13 protein-coding genes are annotated in these 23,803 nt (G+C 31.4%); 4 read left to right on the top strand and 9 right to left on the bottom strand.

The window, feature by feature from the left end:
* Positions 1–26: 26 nt before the first annotated feature.
* The 4 genes from pbpC to VBY68_RS01965 form a co-directional block, all read right to left on the bottom strand.
* On the bottom strand, positions 27–2,366 hold the full coding sequence (pbpC, locus tag VBY68_RS01980; RefSeq protein WP_415268709.1) for a penicillin-binding protein 1C: 2,340 nt from the start codon (positions 2,364–2,366) through the stop codon (positions 27–29).
* 102 nt (positions 2,367–2,468) lie between these two features.
* Entirely contained in the window at positions 2,469–3,593 is a 1,125-nt protein-coding gene (locus tag VBY68_RS01975) for an efflux RND transporter periplasmic adaptor subunit (protein WP_415268708.1), read from the bottom strand.
* Between the two features lie 10 nt (positions 3,594–3,603).
* Entirely contained in the window at positions 3,604–7,926 is a 4,323-nt protein-coding gene (locus VBY68_RS01970) for a CusA/CzcA family heavy metal efflux RND transporter (RefSeq protein ID WP_415268707.1), read from the bottom strand.
* An 82-nt stretch (positions 7,927–8,008) separates the two neighbouring features.
* A complete protein-coding gene (locus VBY68_RS01965; RefSeq protein WP_415268706.1) occupies positions 8,009–8,410 on the bottom strand; it encodes a hypothetical protein in 402 nt (133 codons plus the stop codon).
* 250 nt (positions 8,411–8,660) lie between these two features.
* On the opposite strand from VBY68_RS01965, the gene VBY68_RS01960 reads away from it, so the two are divergent.
* The gene (locus VBY68_RS01960; protein ID WP_415268705.1) at positions 8,661–9,608 is read left to right on the top strand and encodes a tRNA dihydrouridine synthase; all 948 of its coding nucleotides are present in this window, start codon (positions 8,661–8,663) and stop codon (positions 9,606–9,608) included.
* Between the two features lie 53 nt (positions 9,609–9,661).
* Here the strand turns inward: VBY68_RS01960 and VBY68_RS01955 are convergent, their stop codons facing one another.
* Both VBY68_RS01955 and VBY68_RS01950 read right to left on the bottom strand, forming a co-directional pair.
* The gene (locus VBY68_RS01955; RefSeq protein WP_415268704.1) at positions 9,662–10,975 is read right to left on the bottom strand and encodes a DEAD/DEAH box helicase; all 1,314 of its coding nucleotides are present in this window, start codon (positions 10,973–10,975) and stop codon (positions 9,662–9,664) included.
* A gap of 138 nt (positions 10,976–11,113) precedes the next feature.
* Complete coding sequence (locus VBY68_RS01950) at positions 11,114–16,609, bottom strand: alpha-2-macroglobulin family protein (RefSeq protein ID WP_415268703.1); 5,496 nt, start codon at positions 16,607–16,609, stop codon at positions 11,114–11,116.
* 255 nt (positions 16,610–16,864) lie between these two features.
* On the opposite strand from VBY68_RS01950, the gene VBY68_RS01945 reads away from it, so the two are divergent.
* The 3 genes from VBY68_RS01945 (at position 16,865) to VBY68_RS01935 (ending at position 18,487) form a co-directional block, all read left to right on the top strand.
* On the top strand, positions 16,865–17,446 hold the full coding sequence (locus VBY68_RS01945; protein ID WP_099214586.1) for a MiaE family protein: 582 nt from the start codon (positions 16,865–16,867) through the stop codon (positions 17,444–17,446).
* Complete coding sequence (locus VBY68_RS01940) at positions 17,446–17,883, top strand: DUF4268 domain-containing protein (RefSeq protein WP_415268702.1); 438 nt, start codon at positions 17,446–17,448, stop codon at positions 17,881–17,883. Before VBY68_RS01945 ends, VBY68_RS01940 begins: the two co-directional genes overlap by 1 nt.
* Before the next feature lie 112 nt (positions 17,884–17,995).
* Positions 17,996–18,487 carry a CAP domain-containing protein gene (locus VBY68_RS01935; RefSeq protein ID WP_415268701.1) on the top strand — a complete coding sequence of 164 codons (492 nt, stop codon included), beginning with the start codon at positions 17,996–17,998 and terminating at the stop codon, positions 18,485–18,487.
* 88 nt (positions 18,488–18,575) lie between these two features.
* Here VBY68_RS01935 and VBY68_RS01930 read toward each other — a convergent pair whose 3' ends face one another.
* The 3 genes from VBY68_RS01930 to VBY68_RS01920 all read right to left on the bottom strand — a co-directional run.
* Positions 18,576–20,453: an OmpA family protein gene (locus VBY68_RS01930; RefSeq protein ID WP_415268700.1), complete on the bottom strand. Its 1,878-nt coding sequence runs from the start codon at positions 20,451–20,453 to the stop codon at positions 18,576–18,578.
* 11 nt (positions 20,454–20,464) lie between these two features.
* Complete coding sequence (locus VBY68_RS01925) at positions 20,465–21,403, bottom strand: PorP/SprF family type IX secretion system membrane protein (protein ID WP_121146684.1); 939 nt, start codon at positions 21,401–21,403, stop codon at positions 20,465–20,467.
* Between the two features lie 10 nt (positions 21,404–21,413).
* The coding region (locus VBY68_RS01920; RefSeq protein WP_415268699.1) for a gliding motility-associated C-terminal domain-containing protein at positions 21,414–23,803 on the bottom strand (2,390 nt) is incomplete at its 5' end.

Here is a 23,803-nt window from a genome sequence, read left to right as displayed (position 1 = left end):
TTTAATTAAACCGTATTTATATTTATTTAATTTTTTACCTCTATAATTCTCTTTAACTCATTACCAAAATCATCTATCGCTGTAATTGTATGAATTCCATTTTTAGGTATAATTGCTTGTTCATGATATTGCTCTGTTATTCCGATAAATTCTTTGTTTAAATACCAATAAACTTTTGCTTCTGCATTAGCATGTGTTAACTTTAAAATTATAGGGTTTAGTTTATTGTTTTCTCCTCTCGTTAAAGATATTTTTGATGTATACTTAGCTGGAAAAACAAAATCCATTGTATTACTTTCTAACTGGTTACAATCTGATCTAAACTTGGGCAGCGATCTATAATCCGCATTGTTTTGTTGATAGTAGTATGCCATTAGTGGAGGTAACACAAACCATGATTTTGTTACCATATTTGAAATAGATTCACAGTTTGAATTCACTCTGAATTTTTCAGATATATTTACAGTTATTTCTTGATGGTATGAACATGATTTTGCTTTCATCGCACTTTTTTGAACTCTTTTTGTTACAGACGGACAAATTGATTTGGCCAAAAAACCACTTTTTTCACAAATAGCTACTTCTATTAAATCTTCATAAGGTTCCAAAAACCAATTAGACTTCGGTAACACATCAAAAACATTAAATAATAAAGGGGCTGCACTACCAACTCCTGTAAGATCTGGACGTCCTTCTCCATCTGAGTTCCCTATCCATACTCCTACTACATACTTAGGGGTAACTCCAACAGCCCAAGCATCTTTATTTCCAAAACTTGTTCCTGTTTTCCACGCTATTTTTTGAGACGAATCGTAATACTTCCAAGCTTGATCTGTATAAGGTCTGTTTACCTCTATTAAAGTATTTAGTGTTAAAAAAGTAGCTCCAGCGTCTAAAGTTGTATAGTCTTCTTGAACTTTACCAAAATCTGGAGTTCCTTCAAACAAAAAACTCGGTTCTGTAAATTCATTTTGATAATAATTATGTTTTAATTCTTCATAGTGATTTACAATACCTGCATATCCTGCAAAGGTTTTACATAAATCCCATAAGCTAGCTTCCGCTCCTCCTAAAATTAATGAAAGCCCATAATAATCTGCTGATTTATTAATATCGTTAATGTGATATGCTTTTAAATCTTCTCTAAATTTTTCCAATCCATATCTCTGTAACATACGTACTGAAGGTATGTTTAAAGAACGTGTTAATGCTTCATTCGCTGGAACTGCCCCATCAAAAGTTAAGTTAAAGTTTTTAGGAGAATACCCTGCTATTTCAGTTGGTACATCTGCAACTAATTGACTGGGTAATAAGTCTCCCGACTGAAGCATTTGTGCATATAAAAATGGTTTTAAAGTACTTCCTGTGCTTCTTGGAGCAATAATATTGTTTACATCTTTTTGATGTGCTTTATCTGTTGGAGAATTCCCTACATAAGATACTACCTTTCTTGTGTTAACATCTAACACCAACACAGCCATATTATATACTTCATTTTGTTTTTGATGGAAATAATGCTGCTTAACTAAATTATTTACTTGTTTTTGTAGATGAATATCTATAGAGCTTTTTACTCGTTGTCCTCTATACTGTTGAGTTACTTCTTGTACAAAATGAGGTGCTACTGTGGGTAACGGATATGGTTTCTGCGGTAATTCTTCTTCAATAGCTAAATCATACGTAATTTGATCAATAATTCCCTCCTCATGTAATTTTTGCAATAACCTATTTCTTTTGATTTTTAATTTTTGTTGATTTTTTCCTGGATAAATCAATGATGGAGCATTTGGCAACACTGCTAAAGTGGCTGTTTCTGCCCATGATAATTGATATGGTTTTAATCCAAAATAACGCCACGATGCCATTTCCAATCCAACAACATTACCTCCATATGGTGCATGCGAAGCATACAATTTTAAAATTTCTTTTTTGGAATGACGAAATTCTAATCGAGTAGCTAATACTAACTCTTGCAACTTTTCAAAATACGAACGCTCTTTATTTTTTCTTGATAATCGAATTACTTGCTGTGTTAGTGTACTTCCTCCTCTTACAACTCTTTTTGCTTTGATATTTTCTACCATTGCTTTTCCTATGGAAACAGGATTAAAACCAAAGTGCTTATAAAAATAAACATCTTCAAATTGTAAAATACAATGTTCAAACTTTTTAGGAACGGAATCTAACTCAGGAAATCGCCACTGACCATCACTAGCAATAACAGCTCCTAACAATTCATTATTTTTTGCTGTTACGACTGTTGATGTTGGGTTATCAAATAGGTTTTTAGGTAGACAGAAATAGTAGAAAATGACTCCTATAAAAGTCAAGATTAATAATATTTTCTTTTTCTTAGTCTTAATCATCTTCCTTCTTTTAACAAAAAGCAAAGAAATATATATTTTCATACATTTCTTTGCTTTTTTATTATAAAAAAAATATAAAAATTATGATTTAGCTCATTTTTTCTATTCTATTAATAAATTAAAAACTCCTTTTTCTAAAAATTTTGTTTCTTTTTTAAGTTCTGAGTTTTTTAATTCTACATTCTTCTCAAACGTATTTCCAACCTCAACTTTTTTCTTTTTAAAATAATAGCCTTCATTTGATTTTTCATCTAAAATTAATCCAAACATTTCTCCTTCTATCTCAGCTACTGAAGTCTCTGGTAATGAATTAACTTTATTGCTATTCGTTTCTATTACAGCTTCTACAAACATACCTGACAAGAAATTTCTTTTTTTCTCTTCCTCAATATGTGCATGTACATCTACCGTTCTGTTTTCGTTAATACTTTTTCCTATTAAATGAACTTCTGCTTTGTATTTTTCTGATGATAGTTCTGGAACCCTAAAACTGATTTCTTGACCAACTTTTAATTTTAAAGCATCTTTTTCAAAAACAGAAAGCTCTAAATGCAAGTGCTTATTATCTATAATTTCTAAAATTTCATCAGCAGGAGATATATACGAACCAGTAACTGCTTTGATTTTAGTAACATTTCCTGAAATAGGAGCATAAATACCCGTTACAGAAGTTATTGAACTACTATTTAATTTACTTGCAGATATATTAATCATTTGTAACTGTTTTTGTAAACTAACCAACGTAGTTTGTGCTACTTCAAAATCTCTCTTTGCCTTTAAATAATTTCTTTCTGATGTTATTTTTTCATCAAACAAAGTCTTTTGACGTTCGTATTCAGACTTTAAAAAAGTTATTTCTTGTTTTGTTTCTAAATACTGTTGTTGCATAGCTACAAATTCTTGATTTTCTATCGCTATCAAACGTTGTCCTTTTTTAACTTTATCACCAACTAATAAAGGAATGTTTTTTATAAATCCTCCCATTTTAGCAGTTACTACAACCTTATTTTTAGGCGGTACATCTATTTTTCCTACTACCTTAATTGTTGTTGGAAAATCTTTTTCTTCAACAGTAACTAATTTCATACTGTTTTTTTCCCATTGTTCATTCGTTATAAAAACTCTATCATCAGTAATTACTACTGAAGATTCAGTAGTACTTTCTGCTTCTTTTGATTTACATCCTATTACAGTTACAAGTAGGATACTATAAATTATATATTTCATCTTTATTTTTTTAATACGTTAAGTAGTTAATATCTATCACAATATTGTTGTACGACTCTATACTGTTTACATAAGCTAACTTTAGTTGATATGCATTTTCAACACTTTGTATGTATTGAAAAAAATCTATTTCACCATGTTTAAAACTCATGTTTGCTGTTTTCAGGATTTCATTCGCCAAAGGCATCCCTTCTTCTTGATAATAAGCTAATGATACTGTTTGTTCTTGTAACTTATTTTTAAGGTTTGTATAGTAGGTTTCTAACTGTTTTTGATAATTTAAAGTTTCATTTTTAGCAATTTCTTTTATTATTTTTGATTGCTTTATTTTAGAAGATTCTCCACTAAATAATAATGGAATTTTAATTCCTACTTGATATCCATAAAAGTCTTTAGCTATATATTGATTACTTCCTCTAAAGACTTCTAAAGATAAGTCTGGTAACAATTGTTGTTTTTGTTGTGACAATTGTCTTTTTGCTAACTGCTCTCTTTCATAATAACCCTGAAGTTCAGTAATTTTATTTAGATTAATGCTTTGTACTTGCATTGGTTGAATAATAGCTTCTTTTTCTACTACCAAACTATCTTTCACCTGAACTAGCGCTTTAATTTTTTGATAAGCTATGCGGGAAGCAACTACTGTGTTTCGATAATCATTTTTTACTTGCTTCTGTTTTGCTTTTGCTGTTATTTTTTCTAAATAATTAGTTTCTCCCAACTCAAATCGTCGTTTCGCTGCATACGAAAACTTATTATAGAGGCTATCTAAACTCCTATAAATATTCTCTTGCGCTTTCGTGTATTGATAGGTGTAATAAGCGTTTACAACTGATTTTATCAGCTTCTTTTTAGCTGTTTCGTATCGATTACTTTCTAAGCTATATGCTGATCTTTGTACTTTCTTATTAGCTCCATAAACTGTTGGAAAAGCGAATGTTTGTTGAATACCAAAAATATCTAAAGGATGATCTGCTACTGTATTGTTTTCATCTCGACTATAATAAACTTCTGTTTTATCAAAAGTATAAGCTGAAGTAATGGCTGCTTTGGCTTTTTCTACCTTTAATTGTTGAGCTTGCAAGCCTTTATTATTTTCTTCAGCTAAGTCTATTAAACTTTGTAATCCTTTAGGAGTTTGTTGTGCTTGAACAGTACACAATCCCATAAGAAGTATAACACCTAAACTCGCTACCTTTTTATTAATTTTTAATTTCTTCGGGTTATCAAAAATTGTGTACAATACAGGCAACACTACCAATGTTAAAATTGTAGAAGTTACTAAACCTCCTATAACTACTGTTGCTAAAGGTCGTTGTACCTCTGCTCCTGCATTAGTTGATATCGCCATAGGTAAAAAACCTAATGCTGCTGCCGATGCTGTTAGTAGTACAGCTCTTAACCTATCTGCTGCTCCTTGTTTTACCAATTCTTCAATAGTAGAGAATTCTTTATTTCTTAATTCTTTAAAATGCTCTATTAATACAATTCCGTTGAGCACTGCTATTCCAAAAAGCGCAATAAAACCAACACCAGCTGATATACTAAAAGGTAAATCGCGTATCCATAACAATAATACCCCACCAATAGCTGCAAATGGTATTGCTGAATAAATAATCAATGCTTCTTTTACTGACTTAAAAGCAAAATATAACATAATAAATATTAATATTAACGCTACAGGAACAGCTATCATTAAACGTTTAGAAGCACTTTGTAAGTTCTCAAACTGTCCGCCATACGTAATTGTATACCCAGTAGGTAGTTTTACATTTTTGTTTATCAATTGTTGAACATCATCTACTACAGATTGTAAATCTCTGTTACGAACATTGATTCCTACTACTAATCTACGTTTAGTATCGTCTCTTGAAATTTTTGCTGCTCCTTTTTGATACGTAATAGTTGCTAATTCATCTAACGGTACTTTTCCTCCATTAGGTAAATCTATATATAACTCTTTTAAATCACTGATATCAGTACGGTTAGTTTTATCTAACCTCACCACTAAATCAAAGCGTTTTTCACCTTCAAAAACATTTCCTGCTGTTTTTCCTGCAAATGCCATAGATACCATTTCATTAACTTCTTTTATATTAAGACCGTATCTTGCAATTTTAGTTCTGTTGTAAGCAACATTCATTTGAGGTAAACCTTCAATTTTTTCGACAATGATATCAGAAGCTCCTTCTACATTTTCTACTAACTTTTTTATTTCATTTCCTTTCTGAGCTAAAACTGATAGGTCTTCTCCAAAAATCTTGATTGCAATATCAGCTCTCACCCCAGTAATCAACTCATTGAAACGCATTTCAATTGGTTGTGTAAATTCAACTTCCATTCCTGGAATTATCTCTAAAGCTTCTTTAAACTTATCTGCCAACTCATCTTTACTTTCAGCAGAAGTCCATTCATCTTTGGGTTGTAACGTAATTATTACATCACTTTCTTCCATACTCATAGGGTCTGTTGGTACTTCAGCAGCACCAATACGCGATACTACCTGTTTAACCTCTGGAAAGTTGTCTTTTAAAATTTTTTCAATTTTTGTAGTTGTCTCAATTGTGTTGCTCAGCGTTGTTCCTGTTTTTAAAACAGGTTGAATTACAAAATCTCCTTCATCTAATGTAGGAACAAACTCTCCGCCCATTTTTGTATAAATAAAGACAGAAAATAATAACATAGATAATGCTATTCCTAGAACTACCTTTTTTCGATGCAATGCCCAATGTATTACTGGTGCATACCATTGATTCAGTTTATTTATTAATCGTACCGAAATGTTTTTATCTGTAATGTTTGAAGGTTTTAAAAATATAGATGCCATCACAGGAACATAAGTTAAGCATAGTAAAATAGCCCCTATCAATGCAAAACTGAATACTAAAGCCATAGGCTTAAACATTTTTCCTTCAACACCACTTAAGGATAAAATTGGTATAAAAACAATGAGAATTATTAATTGCCCAAATACCGCAGAACTCATCATTTTTGAAGCTCCTTCATTACTAACTGAGTCTTTAACTTGTTGTTGATCTTTTTTGTTTAGTGTAACGAAGGTGTCTTTTTGCTGGGTGATTTTAAAAGTAATGTATTCAACAATAATTACAGCTCCATCTATTATAATTCCGAAATCTATAGCTCCTAAACTCATCAAGTTTGCATCAATCCCAAAAATGTACATTAACGATAGAGCAAATAAGAGACATAAAGGAATTACAGATGCTACTACCAATCCTGAGCGAATGTTTCCTAATAAAAGAACTACTACAAAAATTACAATTATGCATCCTAATACTAGGTTTTCAGTAATTGTAAATGTTGTTTTACCTATAAGTTCACTTCGCTCTAAAAATGCATTAATGAATACTCCTTCAGGTAATGATTTTTCAATGCTTGCTACTCTTTCTTTTACAGCTTCAATTACATCTTTTGAGCTAGCATCTTTCAACATCATTACTTGTCCTAACACTTTTTCTCCTTCTCCATTTGCGGTTATGGCTCCAAATCGTGTAGCACTTCCATAGCCTACTGTTGCAACATCTTTAACATAAATAGGCATTCCTTCTTTATTTGTTACAACAATATCTTTTATGTCTTCAAGCGTTTTAGCTAATCCTTCTCCTCTTATAAAGTAAGACTGATTTACTTTTTCTATATATCCTCCTCCTGCAACACTATTGTTATTTTCTAATGCTGTAAATACTTCTTTTGCTGAAATATTCATCGCATTTAGTTTTTGAGTATTAATAGCTACTTCATATTGTTTTAAATAGCCTCCCCAAGTATTAACCTCAACAACTCCTGGAATACCTGATAATTGCCTCTTTACTACCCAATCTTGAATAGTTCGTAAATCTGTTGTACTGTAACGGTCTTTAAACTCTGGCTTTACATCTAATATATATTGATATACTTCTCCTAGTCCTGTAGTGATAGGCCCCATTTCTGGTGAACCAAATCCTTCTGGTATCTTTTCTGAAGCGGTTTTAATTTTTTCGGCTATTAACTGCCTCGGTAAATAAGTTCCCATAGATTCTTCAAAAACTATGGTTACTACAGATAAACCGAATTTTGAAACAGATCTTATTTCTTTTACCCCTGGTAGATTTGCCATTTCTAGTTCTACAGGATAAGTTATAAACTGTTCTATATCTTGTGTTGAAAGATTTCGTGATGTGGTGATTACCTGCACCTGATTATTTGTTACATCTGGTACAGCCCCTATAGGGATTTGTGAAAGTGAATAAATTCCGAACCCTACAATAAAACTTGTAAATAGCAGGACTATAAATTTATTCTTTATAGTGAATTGTATAATTTTTGATAACATAATTCATCTTTTAAATAATTACATGTTTTATACCGATCTGTTATGGATTAAATCGATATTTTAATTACTATTTGTATATGAATTATATATACCTAGGTGGCTGAAATACCCCTAATGCGTCTGGTGAGTTATAAAAATTTTGGTGATAAAATATTAGCTTTCTTTCAATGAAAGCTAATGTAGAGGGTAAAGAAACTTCTGTATTTTCGAATGTAATTGTGTGAAAGTCTACTAAATGATAATCAAATTGAAAAGGAAGTTTCTCATGTTCTTCTTTTTCTTCTTGATGCTTTTCTGAGTGAGTTACTTTTAATTCTCCATAGTGTTTAGATAAGAAAGTAATAAAACCATCGCTATAGGCTTCTTTATGAAACTGTGCATGCTCTATTAATTTATCTAAGTTTAAAATATTATTACACGTAATATTTAAACTTTGAAAAAGCATTACTATAGATAATATTATGGATGATGTTCTCACTTGCAAACAAAGATACTTTTTTAGCTCTTTTTTTACATTTAAATATTCTTAATATTATGTTAATAACAAAAAATAACCACTGTATAGTGATGATTCTCTATATTTTTTATAAAAATTTTAATGTTTTTATTTTTTAAGAAACACAATCGGCATCAACAAAACAATTTTCAAAGACAACTTATATATCTCAAAAGTATAAAGTTTACAGCAAACATTTAGTCGATAAGTCTGTTATATTTGCAACTCAAATTATACTATGAGTTTTAACTTACTTTCTTCACCTTTACAAGGGTTTACCGATTTTCGTTTTAGGAATGCCCAACAAAAATATTTTGGTGGTATTGATACTTTTTATGCTCCTTACATTCGATTAAATGGGAAGTTTAAAATAAAATCGAGTTATGAACGTGATTTACTCCCTGAAAATAACACAACTTTAACGGTTATTCCGCAAGTTATAACCAATGATGCTGAAGAGTTTTTATTTGTTGCCAAATATGTACAAAGTTTAGGATATAAAGAGTTGAATTGGAATTTAGGATGTCCCTACCCTATGGTTACAAAATCAGGTATGGGTTCTGGTTTAATTTGTAATCCTACTCGTATAGATGAAATACTACATCGCGCTCATAACGAAACCGACATTCTAGTATCAATGAAAATGAGAATGGGTTATGAAAACAGTGAAGAAATATTGCATACTTTTCCTATTTTAGAAAAGTATCCGTTAAAAAACGTAGCTATTCATGCAAGAATTGGAAAACAATTGTACAAAGGAGGTGTTGATTTAGATGCTTTTCAAAAATGTATAGATGTTGCCAAACATCAATTATATTATAATGGTGATATTACTACAGTAGCAGGTTTTAAAGCCATGAAAGAGCGTTTTCCTAGTATTACACATTTTATGATTGGACGTGGTTTAATTGCAGATCCGTTTTTACCACAAATGATTAAAGATAACACTACTGAATATCCAAAAGACAGATGGAAAATATTTGGAGAGTTTCATGATGAAATATACCAGCAATATGATGCTGCCTTATCTGGACCAACGCCTATAAAAATGAAAATGCTAGGTTTTTGGGAGTATTTTTCTCAATCGTTTTCTGATCCTCGTAAAACTTATAAAAAAATTAAAAAAGCGACAAATCCTAAGAAGTATCAAGCGGCTGTTAAGGATATTTTAGATAGTGAAAAATAACATTACTTCCCCCTAACAAACAGTAATAACTTATAGTTTTATTTTTATTTACTTTACACAACACTAATACGAACTTTTTTGTTTTTTAAACGTGTATTGTTTAAATCTTCTAATAATCTTTTTGACTCAGTAACAGGAACCGAAATAAAAGCGCAATCTTGTTTTAGTTCAATAACTCCTAACTGTTCTTTTGTCAGATTTCCTTTTTTAAAGAATAAACCTGCAATATCTCCTTTAGATATTTTGTCTTTTCTTCCTCCTGAAATAAATAAAGTCTCCCAATAAGCAGGCTTTAACTTTTGTTTCTGAGAAATATCCGCATTGGGTATGTTTTTAAGAAATTCAGGTAAGCTTTCTTTTTGCCACTTTAAAACATAAGCAGTTCCTTTGGCATTTACTCTTGCTGTTCGCCCGTTTCTATGCGTAAACTCTTCTATTCTTTGTGGTAACTCATAATGAATAATGTATTTCATTTCTGGAATATCAATTCCTCTTGCAGCCAAATCAGTAGCTAATAGTACTTGACTTGTTCCGTTTCTAAACTTTATTAAAGAACGTTCGCGATCTCTTTGCTCCATTCCACCAGAAAAACAACTATGTGCTATTTTGTTCTTCGTTAAAAACTCGCTTACGTTGGCAATACTATCTTTTAAATTACAAAAAATAATTCCTTGTTGGTTTCCTATGTGATGTAATAACTCAACTAAGGTTTGATTTTTATTTTTTGATGGAGAAACAACCGTTTTTAAAGTTAATTTCTTTGGTTTCTTATCTGTTAAATAGTTTAATACAGTAGGATTGTTTAAACGTACAAAATCTGGAATTTCAGCTTCTTGAGTTGCTGAAGTTAAAATACGTTTGTTAATGTTAGGTAACTGATTAATAATTCCGCGCATTTCATACTCAAAGCCAACTTCTAGCGATTTATCAAACTCATCTAAAATTAAGGTTTTAATACTTTCTTTAGAAAAACGATCGTTAGCAAAATGATCAGAGATTCTACCAGGTGTGCCTATTAATATACTTGGTGTATGTTTTAGTTCTATCTTATCTTTTGCCATTGAACGACCACCATATACGGCATTCACTTTTAAACCTGTTCCCATTTCACGAATCACCTGTTCTATTTGAATAGCCAATTCTCTTGAGGGTACTAAAATTAAAACCTGAACCTCTTTATTATTAGGATCTATTAACTTTAATGTTGGTAATAAAAATCCTAATGTTTTACCTGTTCCTGTAGGTGATAATATTACTGTATTGGTTGTTTTATCAATAGTTGAAATGGCTTTTTGTTGCATTTCATTTAATTCATAGATATTTAGCTTTGCTAAAATATCTTCTTGTGTCTTAACTGTATTTACCATAATCTTTTTATATCTATGAATTTTATATTGATGGGCAAAGATAGGTAGTCTTACACAAGGAAAGATTAAGTATTTTAGAAATAAATAAAGCTTACTGAAATCAGTAAGCTTTATTTATCTCTTTTAATTATTTATAAACTACTTCACCACTTTAATCCATTCACCTTTCGTACGTGCAATGTAATCGTTATCATACATCGCTTCTACTTGTACTCCTGGCAAATAATACTCACCTAAATACGACGCATTTAACAATACTCGGAATGTTTTTGTCTCGTATTTTTTTAATGTAAAATAGTTACTAATACTTGCATCTCTTATATCTGTATAATCTACTTTTGAAGATATTGTATTGTTACCAAAATCAGTAAAACGAGTATTTACAATTTCCCATCCTGAAGGAATATATTGTGTTAATGCTACATTGTCAATCGTTTCACTCGTTGGATTCTTTACTGTAACTTCAGCTACAAAGTTAGTTCCTTGTGACAAGTTATCTGGAGTAATACGAGCTCCATCTTTTGTTTTATATGTAATAGTTGTTTCTAAATTCTTTTGGAATACTTTTTCTTCACCAACTGGTAAGATTCCTTTGTTTAGTACACGTACATATAAAACTCCATTATTTTTGTTTGTTATTTTTAATGAATTCTCCTTTTGGATAGCTATTAAATCTTTTGCTAACAACGATTTTGAAGTACTTGCTTCTCCTGAAGCCTTATTTAAAATATAGCTAGCACTAATTCCATTACTACCTCCATTTCTTAAAGCATATTGGCTCATTGCTAATAAACTATAAGCTGTAGTTTGTGTACTCATCCAACGCTCACTCGATAGGTTTTCGGCAATTTCTTTTGCTAATTTTATTGATTTAGTTTCGTCGTCTAACAACATATAGGTTTCTAACGACATTGCTTTATTTCTCGTTTCAGACCCATAATTTGAATAATATCGCTTTGTATACGTATAACCTGTTATTTCTTTTAAAATAGATTTAGCAATAGCTTTTTTACCTATTAAAGCATACGCACTAGCTAATCTCATTTTTGCTTCATCTAAAACTCCCATTGATTCACGTAAACGGTTCATTGAAGCTAAATCAGGACTATTTGCTAAGCTTAACGTGTATAATCTATATGCTTGTGAAAGTGAGTTATTGTAATAACGTGAGCTATTTCTCCAATTACGTGCTTGTTGTTTTTGATACCCTACCCATTTTGATTTAAAACCTATAGGCAATACATATCCTTTCTTTTCAGCTTCTATCATAAAATGACCTGCATACGATGTTCCCCAGCTATCTGCGGTACTATTTCCTTGCCAATATGAAAGTCCTCCATTAGACAATTGAAAGTCTGATAATCGTTGAATTGTTGCTTTAATATTTCTTTCTGTAGAAGCTATTTTTTCTTTCGGTAATTCAAATATTTCTGGTAAAAACAATTGTGGAAATGCACTTGATGTGGTTTGCTCTACACAACCATGTGGATAACGAATTAAATACCCCAAACGTTTGGTAAAGTTCATTGGAGGCAATGTCGATAATTCTATTGTAGCCGCGTTAGTTCCTTTTGTACCAAAACTTGTAAAGTTGATTTCTCCTACTTCATTTGATTTTAATACTACGTCTTTTATCTCAGTAGTTACAGGATTTGGATTTAACACATCTATTTCTACTTCGTAAGATGCTTTTTCTCTTCCTGAACTTGCATCTATTTTTACTTTACCTATTCCTTTAAAATCATTCACTTTTAAAGTAAAGTAGGCCATTTTTTCATCAGGCTGATTAAATGAAACTGTCTGTGTTTTATCTCCTACAATTGTGTATGCCTCGTTTGGTTGTACTGTAACTTTTACATTTTTGATATTTGGTTTCATTGCAAAAACAGTAACTGGTAAGGTAACAGTTTCTTGTGGCGTTATTTTACGAGGTAATGATGCTAAAATCATTACTGGCTTTCTTACAAAAGCTGTTTTCTCGTCACTACCATACGCATCTTTTTTAGTATCAGTAGCCACTACCATTGCACGAACAGATCCTACATACTTTGGAATTTTAACCTTGTGTTCCTTAATATCTCCCATTTCTAAATCGAAAGGACCTAAATAGGTAACCATTGGTTTAAATCGGTTGGCTTTTCTGTTTTTACTTCCTGCTTCAGCTTCATCACCCCCAATACTTAATATTTGATTTACTTTTCCCCCATAAGCTCCTATAACATCATCAAATATATCCCAAGTTTTTACACCTAAAGACTGACGTGCATAGAATACTCCCCAAGGGTTTGGCGTTTTAAAACGTGTTAAGTCTAATAAGCCTTCATCTACTAATGCAATCGTATAGGTCATTGGTCTACCTTTTTCTTCTTTCACTCGAATAGTTGCGGTAGATTCTGGTCGTAACTCGTCTGCTAACTGAATTTTTGGTTCCAATTTGGTTGCAGGATTATTCACTAGCATAGGAATTGAACCATACATACGAATTGGTAAATCATTTACTGTTTGACTGTGTTTTTGTAGTAACGAAATATTTACAAACACATTTGGTGTATAACTCGCTTTTACTGGAAAACTAAACGTTGTTTGTTGTGCTTGTGTTGGCACCCAAAAATGATCTAATACTTCTGTTCCGTTTTCTATTGTTATAAACGCTTTTCCCCCTTCTGAAGAAGGAAACTTAACAGTTGCTTTTTCATCTACTTCATACGATTCTTTATCGGTTGTAAATATCAACATCGTAGCGTTGCTCTTATCTTGGTTTCCTTTTTTCTTAGCATACCAAGAAGGCCAATCAAAATACACTACATTTGAGGTAACGTGATTACTTTTTGAATCTTTTACTTTTATTAAATAACGTCCCCAATCGTTTTCATCAACCTTTAATTTAAAGGTTCCTTTACCATTTGCGTTTGTAGTTACTTTTAGTTTTTTATAAGGTTCATGATAACGTGTACCGTCATAACTAGACAAACCGTTATCAGAAGTACTCCACCACCAACGCCATGATAATTTATATACGTTTACTTCTAAACTATTTGTTACTCCTACCCCATCTTCATTTACTGAAGCTACATTAAATGTATATTCTTCATCTGTAAATAAATAGTTTTTAGATTGTGGTTCTTCAGCATCTTGTAACCCTACATATGAAGTATACGGTGACACTTTGTTAGAAAATACATCAGTACTGAAGTCTCCTCCATTTTCATACACTTTGGTTATAAAGCTCGCTCTTAGCATTCCTGGAGCTTTACTATCTAATTTAGGCTTTACTGAAAATTTAGTAGTTCCTTCGCTACTTAAATTCCCTTTTAAAACTTTAAACTCTTCAGTTCCAAATCTACGAGTTACATCATCAAAATTATAGTTTTTAAATTTTGGAAACTCTGTGTTGGTTTGTGAGAATTTTCCGTTGATATCTAACTTTAAACCTCTTGCTATTGCTCCATGCAACCACTTTACTTCTACATTTCCTGTAATAGTTGAGTTTGCTTTAATAAATTCTGAATCTGTAGCTAGTTTAATCTTTAATCGATTCGGTTTTATGGTTTCAACTTTTAATGTTTTGTTGAAAACAGCTCCTCCAACACTTACACGTACTTTCCAATTACCAGTAATAGCTTCTGGATTTGTTACTGGAGCGTATGCATATACATTGTTTATTTTTTTTGGAAGTACTTTTCTATCGATTATCTTTCCTCTTGGATTTATTAATTCAAACTTTATTGGGTGTTCCTCTGGAATTGGATTCGCGTTATCATTCAAGACAAATGTTAAGAATAATTGATCTCCTGGTCGCCACACTCCTCGTTCTCCATAAATATATCCTTTAATTCCTTCTTGTAATTTCACTCCAGAAACATCAAACTTACTCATTGAAAGTGCTTCTCCATCTTTTAATTTTATGTAAGTTGTGTTATTATTTTTAGTAACTACTGCAAAAAAGGCATTTGTTACATCAGAAAAAGAAACTACACCTTCTTTATTAGTTGTAGCTGAAGCTATTTCTTGTTTTTGTAGGTTGTATAAAGTTACTTTAGCACCTTCAATAACGTTAGTAGTAAGTATATCTGTAACTGCTACTACTATTTTATTATTGTTTCCTTTTTTTACTATAACACCAATATTCGTAGCTAAAATGTTTGTGCTAATATTTTTATTGTAATAGTATGAAGTTGTACAAGGGTTTTCTCTATCTCTCCAGCTATAATCATAATAGTAATCATCATAATAATTAGGACTATCATAACTTTTAGTGTCTATTTCTTTTTTTCCAAAAACTATGGTTTTGGTTGAAGCACCTTCATCACATTTATAATTTGAATAGTCTTTGTTAAAAGAAAACTCAACTCTATACATTGCTCCATTCTCCACTTTTACTATTTCAGCTAAATCAATAGCAAAAGCATTTTCTTTACTTAAATCTAATCCTTGATTACCTAGGTTTACTGTGTATTTTGCTACTGGACGTCCTACATAACGTAAATTTCCTTGATTACTTAAATCATTATATTGTAAAAATTGTAGTACATTTTCTTTATAAACTTTATAGACAGTTGCATCAACTGCTTTTAGGTTTACTGCACTAAAGTTGATTTTTAAATTACTAGAATTTGGAAGTATAGATCCACTTTTTATAAACTTTACAGCTGGTTTTAATTCTTCAAAATACACTGTTTTAATCGTATTTTCTTTCAAAGCATAACCATCAGTACTCTTAATTCCTTTGAATATTTCTATATCAACTTTTTGCGTAAATGATGATTTAGGGTATACAGTTACTTTATTACTATTTACTTTATAAGTGAAAGCTCTTTTTTGGGTATTTAAAAACTGAATTAATCCTTTTAAGTTTTGTGATTTTTGTAATGGGTCAGAAAAACTTATTTCTATGTGCTGTTTGTCTGTATCAATAACTTCTACGCTTAATACTTTAAAGTTATTTTTTCCTGTAATAGTTACTTCTCTACTTCCTTTAGATTCTGATTGAACCGGAGCTCCAGTCCATTCAACCTTTAACTGTTTATCATCTTCAAAACGTTGTATACTATCTATTTTAAAATAAACTTTAGAACTTACTTTTCCTACAGTACTAAATTTTATAGGTTTTGCTTTTCCGTTGTATGTAGCTTTTACCAAAGATGATACTTTCTCTGTTTCAATTATATCACTAGCTATCAACTCTCCTTCAACTGCATATAGGTTTTTATTATAAACGCTTGGAGACTGTAAAGAGACATTAAATAATAGCTCTTTTGTTTTTACATTAACAGTAAAGTCTTCTAAATTCTCATCAACATCTTCATATAATTTTGATAAATGGAGTGTTATAGAATATTCTTGATTGCTTTTTAATTTTTCAGCAGGGACAAAAATTAGTTCGTTGTCATTTAAAACTACTTCTCCTTTTATAGCTGGTTTGGTAGTAATAACTTCTGTAGCCTCGAAATTTGTAGTTACCTTCTTTTTTAATACAAATTTTAAGTTTGGAGTTACCGATATTAATTTATCTGGAAAAACACTAATATACTCGCTAAACTCATTAACGTTACTTTCCGTAACAATAGACTTTTTACATGAGTTTGCGATAAGCATCAAAAATATTAATGTAAAAGCCCCAATAATTTTTTTCATTTTTTTAAATAACTGTGATTTCATTTCCTTAGGAGTTTTGTCTTTCTCAATTTTACCTAAAACTACTGAAAAATCTTTTTAAAAGATTATCTATTTAGAATTTGTAGCAATTCATTTAGTATTCGTTATTACGAATCAATATTTTTAAGCAATTTTCTTAAGAGTTTTTTTTAACAACAAATCTAGCTATTTTTAGGCTATTTAGTATACAATTAGTGCTTATATTTTTTACTTTTACAACCTCAATAATACATTATGCTTGGATTACAATTTGACACAGAAACTTCTTGGGTTGAAGTTGCTAAAAATGGATTAGAACAGTTATTAACCGATCATGCTTTTGCTGAGCAAAAAGCGGCTTCGAACGCTGTGTCAATTATCATTAATTACTCTGAAGAAACTGAACTGGTTAAAGACATGAGTGATATTGCCATTGAAGAAATGGAACATTTTAGAATGGTACATAATATCATGGTAGAACGAGGTATGGTTTTAGGACAAGCTACTAAAAATGACTATGCTTTAAAATTGCAAAAATTCTTCCCACATACCAAAAATAGAAACGAAGCTTTAATTCATCGACTTTTGGTTGCTGCCTTAATAGAAGCACGTAGCTGTGAGCGTTTTAAAGTTTTTGCTGATAATATGGAAGATGAAGAATTATCAAAATTCTATATAGATTTAATGGTTTCTGAAGCAAATCATTATACCTTATTTTTAGGGTATGCTCGTAAGTATATGGATCGTGAAATAGTTGATAAAAAATGGGAAGATTTATTGGCTTTTGAAGCTGAAATGATGCGTGAAAGGGGTAAAACTGCAAAAGTCCACGGATAGTGTTTAGTAAAGAAGAATCTGCTCGTTTACGTAAAGAGTTTTGGACAAGTTTTGGAAAGTCCTTTCCAAGAAAATGGTTGTTATACAATACCAAAATAAAAGGATTTGCTTTTAAATTTCAAGCGGACAGAAAAAAAGCTTCTGTTTGTTTAGATTTTGAACATCCTGAAGAAATAGCCAATGAATTACTTTATGATCAACTCCTTTCTTTAAAGAAAATATTGGAAAGTGAGTATTTACCTGAAGTTATATTTGATGATAGTTTTGAATTAGATAGTCATAAAATTATTCGTAGAATTTATGTTCCTTTTGACAAGAAATTTAGCATTCACAATAAAGATACTTGGCGAGATTGTTATGAGTTTTATGTTGAAACTATGACACAGTTTGAACTCTTTTTTTACGAGTATGAAGACTTTATAAAACAAGCTATCTAGTCACAGGAAAAAACCCCTTTTTACCTCAAATACATACAATTAACTTGTTTTGTATTGAGTTTTCGTTATATCTTTACACCGTTTTTTGATTAACCCCTTAACCCCTATAATCATGAATAACTACCCCCTCAAGTTATTGGTGTTATTTTGTGCACTAATAATAACATCTTGTTCTTCTAATGAAGCCGAGATAATTGACAGTACCCCAGAAATGTCAGCTAACGTCAGTGAAAAACCGATTGAAGCAGATATTTTAGACCTAATTAACTCTTATAGAGTTGATAATGGCTTTTCTTCACTAAACAAGTTACAAACTATTAAGTCTCAAACAAGTAATCATACTAATTATATGATTGAAAAAGACGAAGTTTCACACGACTTTTTTTACCAACGTAAAGAGTATTTAGCTGAAAATGCTGATGCTGTTAAAGTAGGTGAAAATGTAGCTTATGGCTATTCTACTGCAGAAGCTGTGGTTTATGCTTGGATTAAAAGCAATGGGCACAGAGAAAATATTGAAGGTGATTATACTCACTTTGAAGTTACTGCTGAAAAAAGCGCTAACGGTAAATGGTATTACACTAATATTTTTGTAAAGAAATAGTGAAGTAAATTAAAAAACCCCAATCCAATATGCGCATTGAATCGGGGCTAAAGAAAACTACTCTACGGGAGACTAATTACTTATTTTACTATTTATAATCGTTCGTGATTATAAATTTTGATCGTCGGTTTTCTTGATGTTCCTCTTCTGTACAAGGAACACCGTTAGAACATTTGTTTACTAATTGCTTTTCTCCATAACCAATAGCACTTTCTATCCTATTGGCATTTATTCCTCTTGAGAAAATATAATCTCTAGTAGATTTAGCTCTCTTATCTGATAAAGTTTCATTATAACTATCACTTCCCCTACTATCGGTATGAGCTTCTATTTTAATAATCATTTTGGGATTATTATTTAAAACTCTTACAATGTGCTCTAATTCATAGGCTGCATCGGGTCGTATATTCCACTTATCAAAATCAAAAAATATAGGATCAATTACTATCTCATTACCTATGATTAAAGGTCTTAAATACAAATCTAGCTCTATATTCTTATTATCTTCATTTGTCGTTAATATGTCTTTTAAATCATCTTTATAATCATTTTTTGATCCTCTGAGAACATATTTCTTTCCACAATTCACTTCAAAAAAGTAAGATCCATCTGCTTGTGTTGTAATTTTTTCTAACACTTTTCCTGTAGCATCAACTAGTTCTACTAACGCATCTGCCAATAGCTCATTTGTTTTTTTATCAAATACTTTTCCTGAAATAAACTGCTTACATTTTTCGAAGCTATATATATCATCATGTCCTTTTCCTCCTGGTCTATTTGATGAAAAATACCCTGTTTTATTATCTTCATTTAAAAAGAAGGCAAAGTCGTCATAACCACTATTAAAAGGTGCTCCTAAGTTTTTTACTTCTGATGAGTTATTATTTAATAAGCTAGACTTATAAATATCTAACAGTCCTAAATTTGCATATCCATCTGAAGAAAAATATAGTGTGTAATCTTTTGCTACAAAAGGAAACATTTCTCTACCAATAGTATTAATTTTATCACCCATATTTACAGGATCTCCATAAGTTCCATCTGATAAAATAGCAACTTTATAAATATCAGTAAAACCATATCCTCCAGGTCTGTCTGACGTAAAATACAGTGTTTTTTCATCTGGACTTAATGCAGGGTGTCCGCTTGAATATACTTCATCATTAAATGATGGTTCTTCAATATTATCCCATTGCCCATTAATCAATGTAGCTTTATATATTTTTAAGTGAGATGTTCCTTCTTTATCATAATCTAACTTATCTCTTTTATTTAAGTTATTTCTGGTAAAGTACATTGTGGTACCATCTTTTGTAATAGCTACACTTGATTCATGAAAACTTGTGTTAATTTTTGAGGATGTAATTGGCACTACATCTTCTATAGTTTTTATTCCATTCTCTACATTTATTTTCGCTTCATATAAATCTAAATAAGGCTCATTATTCCATTCATAAATTTTGCCTTCATTGTTTTTTGCTGATGAAAAAACAAATTTATTTCCTGTTACATAAGGTCCAAAATCCGAGTTTTTAGTATTTACCTCTAGATTATAGATATTAATCGTATCATTATTTAAGGTCATGAGTTTTTCATAATCTTCTTTTGATAAACTCCCTTTAGCGTCAGGTAATTTTTGTAACCATTCATCTGCTTTTTCATATTCACCAATACTTCTTAATGCTTGTACGTATCTATGAATATTTTCATTACTCAACCCTTCTTCACTTTCTGATGCTAATTGATACCAATGAGCTGCTTTTTTTGAATCTGAATTGTTATAATAGCAATCACCAAGTCTTGCTAACGTATATGTAGTACTATCTCCTTTTTTCACTGCGTTTTCATAAAATTCAGCTGCTTTTACATAAGCATAATCCCTAAAGAACTTATCTGCTACTCTTTTCTGAGAAAATGAATAAGAGAATGAAAAAATTAAGATTAAAAGTGTAATTTTTGTCTTCATAACTATGCTTTTTAAAAATATCTAGGAGATTTAACTCTATTTACTTTATGCAATTCAAACATCAATAGTATTTCGTGTGTTCCATTTGAATACTGATTAATATCTGATAATGGGTATTCATACGCATAACCTACTCGGAACTGTCGTGATACTTGAAAATCTACTAATGCTCCTAAAGCTCCTGTATCTTCATTAATTCTATACGAACCTCCTAACCAAAATTTTTCATTGAATAAAAAGTTTGCTGTGATATCGTATGATAACGGTGCTCCATTGGTTGCTTTTAATAATGTAGAAGGCTTGAATTTTACGTTATCGCTTACATCAAAAACATACCCTCCTGTTAAGTAATAACTTACTTTATCTACAACTCCGTAATTAATTCCATTAATTTCTAAATCATTATGATCTATATTCAATAATCTTGGGGCAGAAAGCCCTACATACCATTTATTGGTATGTAGTAGCAATCCACTACCTATATTTGGTTCCCATCTATTTTGAATTCCTGAAATCCCTGGATCTGAACCTTCGGCTGCTATTAAAGCATCATCAATATTATATTGTGTAAACCCTGCTTTAAGTCCAAAGGCTAATTTTAAGTCATCATTAAGTTGAATGGTATATGAAAAATCTCCATATAAATAGGTGAATTTTTCATATCCTAATTGATCATTTATAAATGATAATCCTAATCCTATTTTATCATTTCTAAGAGGAGTGTGAATAGATAGTGTTTGCGTTTCTGGTGCTCTATCTAATCCCGCCCACTGGCTTCTATGTAACCCCACAATACTCAATACTTGTCTACTTCCTGCATAGGCTGGATTAATAGAAATTGTATTATACATATACTGAGTAAACTGTGGTAACTGTTGTGATTGAACTGTTAAAACTGTTGTAAAAAACAGTACAATAACTGCCTGTAATAGTTTGTAATTATGGTTCATAGCTATAATATTATTTGGTTCCTAAGTAAATTGCTCCTGTAAATGGTTTTAAACCACTATTTTCTAATATTACAATGTAGTAATATGTACCGGCTGGTAGTCTTTCAGCTCCTCCAAACGTAGCTCCGTCTGAAACTCCGTTCCAATTATTTGCATAATTGTTTGATTCAAAAACTTTAGCTCCCCAACGGTTAAATATTTTTACATTAACTATGAATCCACAGGATTCTACTCCTGTAACTTCGAAAAATTCATTCCATGAATCTCCATTAGGGGTTACTGCTTTAGATATTACCACATCTTCTTGTCCACATGGTAATACTATACAATCGTCGTTTATATTAATTGTAACTTTTGTTGATGTTAAACATCCATTATTTGGTGATGTATATGTAAATATGTAATCTCCTAAGTTTAATCCTGACGGATCAAAACTTCCATCATCAGATAATGTTACACTTCCTTGAGTTACTTCCCAAGTTCCATCTTCACTTTGATTTGCTAAATAGTCATTCAAATCAATCGTTCCATCATCAATACATCTTGAGTCTGCTATTTCAGTTACTGATGTCTTTACAGTTACTGTAATATATTGTGTAAAGTCTGCTACATTTCCACAGTCATCTGTAACTGTCCATGTTCTAGTTATTGTATAGTCACTATCGCTTCCATCAAATGTGCTTGTTTCTTCAAAATTTGTTTGTGTTACATTTGAAGAACAATTATCTGTGAACTCTAAAGTTGGAACCTCAGGAACATTATCACACTCTACTGTTATATCTTCTAATGTTGATACCAAGGTTGGTGCTTCATTATCTTCTATTGTTATAACTTGAGTATGTGATGTACTGTTACCTGCACAATCTTGTACTTCCCATGTTCTAGTAATTGTATACTCTGAAGCACATCCTTCTTCTTGTCCAGAAAGCTCTTCTGAATATACAACTATTACTTCAGAATTACAATTATCTGTTCCTGTCAATGTTACAGCTTCAGGAATAGCATCACAACTTACTGTTACATCTGTTGGTAATTCTCCTACAAACTCTGGTGCTGTTGTATCTTCTATTGTCACTACCTGAGTATGTGATGTAGTATTACCCGCACAATCTTGTACTTCCCATGTTCTTGTAATTGCATATACTGATGCACATTCATCGTCCTGTCCTGTAAATTCTTCTGAGTAATTTACTGTTACGGAAGTATCACAATTATCGGTTGCTGTTAAAACCACTGCTGCTGGAACTGCATCACAACTTACTGTTACATCTGTTGGTAATTCCTCTACAAACTCTGGTGCTGTAGTGTCTTCTACTGTCACTACTTGAGTATGTGATGTAGTATTACCCGCACAATCTTGTACTGTCCATGTTCTTGTGATTGTATATACTGATGCACATTCATCGTCCTGTCCTGTAAATTCTTCTGAGTAATTTACTGTTACGGAAGTATCACAATTATCGGTTGCTGTTAAAACTACTGCTGCTGGAACTGCATCACAACTTACTGTTACATCTGCTGGTAATTCCTCTACAAATTCTGGTGCTGTAGTATCTTCTACTGTAATTACCTGAATATGTGTTGTCGTGTTTCCTGAACAATCTGATACTGTCCATTTTCTAGTTATTAAGTATTCTGATCCACAAGCATCATCATCGCCACTGGTTACTTCACTCGGAATTACTGTTACAGAGGCATCACAATTATCGGTTGCTGTTAAGGTTTCCATTACTGGAATGTTATCACAACTTACAGTGATTTCTGCTGCTGGTAAAGTCTCCACAAATTCTGGTGCTGTAGTATCTTCTACTGTAATTACCTGAATATGTGTTGTCGTGTTTCCTGAACAATCTGATACTGTCCATTTTCTAGTAATCAAGTATTCTGATCCACATGCGTCATCATCTCCACTGGTTACTTCACTTGGAATTACTGTTACAGAGGCATCACAATTATCGGTTGCTGTTAAGGTTTCCATCACTGGAATGTTATCACAACTTACAGTGATTTCTGCTGCTGGTAAAGTCTCCACAAATTCTGGCGCTGTAGTATCTTCTACTGTAATTACCTGAATATGTGTTGTCGTGTTTCCTGAACAATCTGATACTGTCCATTTTCTAGTTATTAAGTATTCTGATCCACATGCGTCATCATCTCCACTGGTTACTTCACTTGGAATTACTGTTACAGAAGCATCACAATTATCGGTTGCTGTTAAGGTTTCCATCACTGGAATGTTATCACAACTTACAGTGATTTCTGCTGCTGGTAAAGTCTCCACAAATTCTGGCGCTGTAGTATCTTCTACTGTAATTACCTGAATATGTGTTGTCGTGTTTCCTGAACAATCTGATACTGTCCATTTTCTAGTTATTAAGTATTCTGATCCACATGCGTCAT

It is taken from the genome of Tenacibaculum ascidiaceicola (genome assembly GCF_047470925.1).
In the GTDB taxonomy this organism is placed as follows: domain Bacteria; phylum Bacteroidota; class Bacteroidia; order Flavobacteriales; family Flavobacteriaceae; genus Polaribacter; species Polaribacter discolor.
The sequence above is the reverse complement of the archived record's forward strand: the minus strand, read 5'-3'. Positions and strand labels throughout refer to the sequence as shown.

What these genes read in the sequence shown, in the direction of transcription:
- pbpC (WP_415268709.1), bottom strand. Translation starts at nt 2,366, where the DNA reads ATGATTAAGACTAAGAAAAAGAAAATATTATTAATCTTGACTTTTATA.
- VBY68_RS01975 (WP_415268708.1), bottom strand. Translation starts at nt 3,593, where the DNA reads ATGAAATATATAATTTATAGTATCCTACTTGTAACTGTAATAGGATGT.
- VBY68_RS01970 (WP_415268707.1), bottom strand. Translation starts at nt 7,926, where the DNA reads ATGTTATCAAAAATTATACAATTCACTATAAAGAATAAATTTATAGTC.
- VBY68_RS01960 (WP_415268705.1), top strand. Translation starts at nt 8,661, where the DNA reads ATGAGTTTTAACTTACTTTCTTCACCTTTACAAGGGTTTACCGATTTT.
- VBY68_RS01955 (WP_415268704.1), bottom strand. Translation starts at nt 10,975, where the DNA reads ATGGTAAATACAGTTAAGACACAAGAAGATATTTTAGCAAAGCTAAAT.
- VBY68_RS01950 (WP_415268703.1), bottom strand. Translation starts at nt 16,609, where the DNA reads ATGAAAAAAATTATTGGGGCTTTTACATTAATATTTTTGATGCTTATC.
- VBY68_RS01945 (WP_099214586.1), top strand. Translation starts at nt 16,865, where the DNA reads ATGCTTGGATTACAATTTGACACAGAAACTTCTTGGGTTGAAGTTGCT.
- VBY68_RS01935 (WP_415268701.1), top strand. Translation starts at nt 17,996, where the DNA reads ATGAATAACTACCCCCTCAAGTTATTGGTGTTATTTTGTGCACTAATA.
- VBY68_RS01930 (WP_415268700.1), bottom strand. Translation starts at nt 20,453, where the DNA reads ATGAAGACAAAAATTACACTTTTAATCTTAATTTTTTCATTCTCTTAT.
- VBY68_RS01925 (WP_121146684.1), bottom strand. Translation starts at nt 21,403, where the DNA reads ATGAACCATAATTACAAACTATTACAGGCAGTTATTGTACTGTTTTTT.